The 3935-nt window shown below is 64.9% G+C and carries 5 protein-coding genes; 4 read left to right on the top strand and 1 reads right to left on the bottom strand.

Annotated elements, in window-relative coordinates; all coding sequences use genetic code 11:
• The coding region (locus tag EOD07_RS25690) for a nicotinate-nucleotide--dimethylbenzimidazole phosphoribosyltransferase (protein ID WP_206519551.1) at window positions 1-612 on the top strand (612 nt) is incomplete at its 5' end.
• Window positions 613-692: 80 nt separating this feature from the next.
• Here the strand turns inward: EOD07_RS25690 and EOD07_RS25695 are convergent.
• The gene (locus tag EOD07_RS25695; protein WP_127237413.1) at window positions 693-2219 is read right to left on the bottom strand and encodes a HAMP domain-containing sensor histidine kinase; all 1527 of its coding nucleotides are present in this window, start codon (window positions 2217-2219) and stop codon (window positions 693-695) included.
• Between the two features lie 76 nt (window positions 2220-2295).
• Between EOD07_RS25695 and EOD07_RS25700 the strand changes: the two genes are divergently transcribed.
• From EOD07_RS25700 to EOD07_RS25710, 3 genes are all read left to right on the top strand, one after another.
• The gene (locus tag EOD07_RS25700) at window positions 2296-2919 is read left to right on the top strand and encodes a thermonuclease family protein (protein ID WP_127237414.1); all 624 of its coding nucleotides are present in this window, start codon (window positions 2296-2298) and stop codon (window positions 2917-2919) included.
• A gap of 47 nt (window positions 2920-2966) precedes the next feature.
• Window positions 2967-3578 carry a glutathione S-transferase gene (locus EOD07_RS25705; RefSeq protein WP_127237415.1) on the top strand — a complete coding sequence of 204 codons (612 nt, stop codon included), beginning with the start codon at window positions 2967-2969 and terminating at the stop codon, window positions 3576-3578.
• A gap of 28 nt (window positions 3579-3606) precedes the next feature.
• A partial coding sequence (locus EOD07_RS25710) for a uracil-DNA glycosylase family protein (RefSeq protein ID WP_206519552.1) occupies window positions 3607-3935 on the top strand: 329 nt, incomplete at its 3' end.

Consider the following 3935-nt stretch of genomic DNA (forward strand, 5'->3'; position numbering starts at 1 on the left):
ACCGAGGAGGATGCGCTCGATGAACGCGGCTGCGCCGCGACCATGGCCTTCGGCATGGAGGCGGTCGCGGGCGGCGCCGATCTTCTGTGCCTGGGCGATCTCGGGGTCGGCAATTCGACGATCGCCGCCGCGCTTTGCGCCGCGCTGTTCGGCGGCGAGGGGGCCGACTGGGTCGGCCCCGGGGCGGGCGCCGATGCAATGATGATCGCGCGCAAGGCCGAGGTCGTCGATCGGGCGCTGGCATTCCATGGCCCGGGTCTGAGCGATCCCCTCGAGGCCTTGCGCCGGGTCGGCGGACGCGAGTTCGCGGCGATCTGCGGCGCCATTCTCGCGGCACGCATGGAAAAGATTCCCGTGCTGCTCGACGGATTCGTGGCGACGGCGGCGGCCGCTGCCCTGCATGCGGCCAACCCCGGCACGCTCGATCACTGCCTGCTCGCCAGCCTGTCGCCCGAGCCCGGCCATGCCAAGGTGGCCGAACAACTCGGATTGCGGCCGCTGCTCGATTTCGGCATCGGCCATGGCGAAGGGGTAGGGGCCGCTCTGGCCGCCGGTGTCGTCAAGGCCGCGGCGTTGACGAGTTCGGGCATGGCGGTGGCTGTCCGCCGTTAAAGGTTCCAAAAGCCGCACTATCTCTTTGTTTTTTACGCAATTCCGGACGGAAAACCGCTCACACTTTTCCTGGAATTGCTCTACCGGCGTCCACGTGTCGCCGCGACGGCCTTGGTCGGCAAGGCCGGCAATTCCTCCATCACCCGGCTCAACGGGAAGATGGCGATCGCCTCGGTGCCTTCGCGCAGCTTGGAATGAAGCTCGAACGTGCCGCCATGCATGGCGAGCAGCCCCTGCACGATCGGCAGGCCGAGGCCGGTTCCCTGTTCGGCGCTCTTGATGGCGATCGAGCCTTGGCCGAAAGCGGAAAGCACCACCGGGATTTCCTCCTCCGGTATGCCCGGGCCGTTGTCCTTGACTGAAATGTACTGGCCGCCGCCGGCGGTCCAGCCGACGCGCACGCGCACTTCGCCGCCGGATGGGGTGAACTTGATCGAATTGGACAGAAGGTTGAGGGTAATCTGCCGGACGGCGCGCTCGTCAGCGAAGAGGCGCGGCAAGGTCTCCTCGAACTCCTGGATGATGCGGATGTCCTTGTTGCGGGCGCGCAGCTCCATCATGTGGCAGCAGTCCTCGACGATGGTCACCAGCACGACCGGCTCCTCGTTGAGCTGGTAGCGGCCGGCCTCGATGCGCGACAGGTCGAGGATCTCGTTGATCAGGTCGAGCAGGTGCTGTCCGGACTCGTGCACGTCATGGGCATAATCGCGATAGGTCGGATTGTTCATCGGACCCAGCACTTCATTGGCCATCACTTCGGAGAAGCCGAGGATGGCGTTGAGCGGCGTCCTGAGCTCATGGCTCATGGAGGCGAGGAAACGCGATTTCGCGAGGTTGGCGTCCTCGGCGCGCCGCCTTGCCTCGTCCGACATCGATTTCGCCGTCTCGACTTCGGCGATCAGCGCGTCCTTTTCCGAACGAAAGGAGAGCACCATCAACGACGCCTGGTTGAGGTGGCGCGCGACGTAACCGAAGAACGGAAGTGCGGCGATGAGCAACGCCGCCATCGTGGCTTCGATCGGTGTCCACAGACGCATGACGGTGTAGACATAAACGGCAACGGGAATGGCGAAAGTCGCGAACAGGGCGCCACCAAGCGAGGAGGCCAAGACAGCCGTCATCGCCATCGCGACCAGGATCACCATGGCCTTGGCCACATGGAACTGGTCGATCTGGCATGTGTCGCAACCGATCCAGGCGAACCACGCCCAGCCAAGGCCGCACAGGAAATGGCCGATCAGGAAGTCGCGGCGCGTCTGCACCGGGTCGAGCTCGGCCGCTTCGGTCCGCTCCACGCGACGCGCCATGAAAGCGACGATCGTGTAGCAAAGCAGCGTCGACAAGGCCCAGATGGTGATTGGGCCGTCCATGCCCGCCAGCCGGCCTGTCACCGCCACCGCGAGCACGAGCAGGGGAATCGCGATCGCGCTGACCACCATGGTGCGCGCATGCAGCTTCAGCAGTTCACGGTCGAAGTCGAGGCTGCCCGCCTGCTGCGAAAGGCGGTCGCGCGTCTTGCGCACCGCGCGCGCCACATCGCTGTTGCGGTGCGGTTTACGGCGGTCCACAATAAATTTATCCGCTGTGTTCGAGCGTTGCAAAGGCATACAGACTTCAATTTCTGCGCGCAGCGACTGTCGGTTCGTTAAGCTACGTTCGAATGATTAAGAGACTGTTTGCCATATGAGCCGTTTCGGGCCGCGAGGACCGCGCCGACGCTACGCGGCACATTCGCCGCGAAGCCTCTGGCGCAAGCTGCTGGACTACGGGCTGGCCATCCTCTTGCTCGGGTTGCTCATCCTGGTGGCGGCGCGGCTCGACCGCTTCGAGACACGCAAGGAGCAAGGTACGGCAATCGTCAATGACGGCGATTCGATCACGCTCGGGAGCGAACGCATCCGCATGCGCGGCATCGACGCTCCGGAATATCAGCAGATCTGCCAGAAGGCCGGCGCCGACTATCCCTGCGGCAAGCTGGCGCGGCAGTCGCTGGTGCGACTGATCGCCGGCAGGCCGGTTTCCTGCAGCGGCTGGCAGCGCGACCGCTACGGCCGGCTGCTCGGCGATTGCAGGGCGGGCGACACCGACCTAAACCGATCCCAGGTGCAGGCCGGATGGGAGGTTGCGTTCGGCGGCTTCGAAACCGAGGAAGCGGTGGCGAGAGCGGCCAAGGTTGGCATCTGGGCAGGCACTTTCGAGGAGCCGCAGCAATGGCGCGACAGCCATCATGACGCGCCGGTCGAGAGAAAGCATGGCATGCTGGCCTCGTTCGGCGATGCGTTGCGCGAATTTGTTCGCTTCTGGTGATGGGCGGACCCGCGCCCTATGATCCGGTGGAGAAGCTGGAGGTTCGAATGAAGCTGTTCGATGGCGGCCGAGCGCCCAATCCCCGACGCGTGCGTGTCTTCCTTTCCGAGAAAGGGCTGACGGTGCCGCTGGTGTCCGTCGACATGGGCGCGCTGGAACATCGCGGCGAAGAGGTGGCTGGGCGCAATCCGCTGCGGCGCCTGCCGGTGCTGGAGCTCGACGACGGCACCATCATCACCGAATCGATCGCCATTTGCCGCTATTTCGAGGAGCTCCATCCCGAGCCCGCGCTGTTCGGCACGGGCGCGCTCGGCAAGGCAAAAGTCGAGATGTGGCAAAGGCGCATGGAACTGAACCTGATGGCCAGCGTCGCCGCGGCGTTCCGGCATATCCATCCGGCGATGAAGGAATGGGAAGTGCCGCAAATTCCGGAATGGGGCGAGGCCAACAAGCCGAAAGCGATCGAATTCCTGCACCTGCTCGACCATGAACTGGCGGAGCGCGAATTCGCCGCCGGCGATGCCTACTCGGTCGCCGACATCACCGGCATGATCGCCATCGATTTCATGAAGCCGGCCCGCATCAAGGTGCCGGAGGAATGCACGAACGTGCTGCGCTGGTACGCGGCGCTTACAAGCCGGCCGAGCGCGACGGCCTGAGCGACCGAAATTGGATAATCCGCCCGATATGAGCCAAGCGCTGGAGCGCCTTACCGAAAGGGTGCGGGCCTGTCGTATTTGCATCGATGAGCCCCGTGGCAGGCCTTTGCCGCATGAGCCGCGGCCGGTGCTGCAGCCGTCCTCGACGGCGCGGATCCTGCTTGCCGGCCAGGCGCCGGGCACCAAGGTGCATCTGTCGGGCATGCCGTTCACCGACGCCTCGGGGGACCGGCTGAGAAACTGGCTCGGCGTCAGCGCGCAGGAATTCTACGACACGGAAAAGTTCGCCATCGTGCCGATGGGCTTTTGCTTTCCCGGCCAGGACGCCAAGGGCGGCGACCTGCCGCCGCGCCGCGA

The organism is Mesorhizobium sp. M2C.T.Ca.TU.002.02.1.1 (assembly GCF_003997225.1).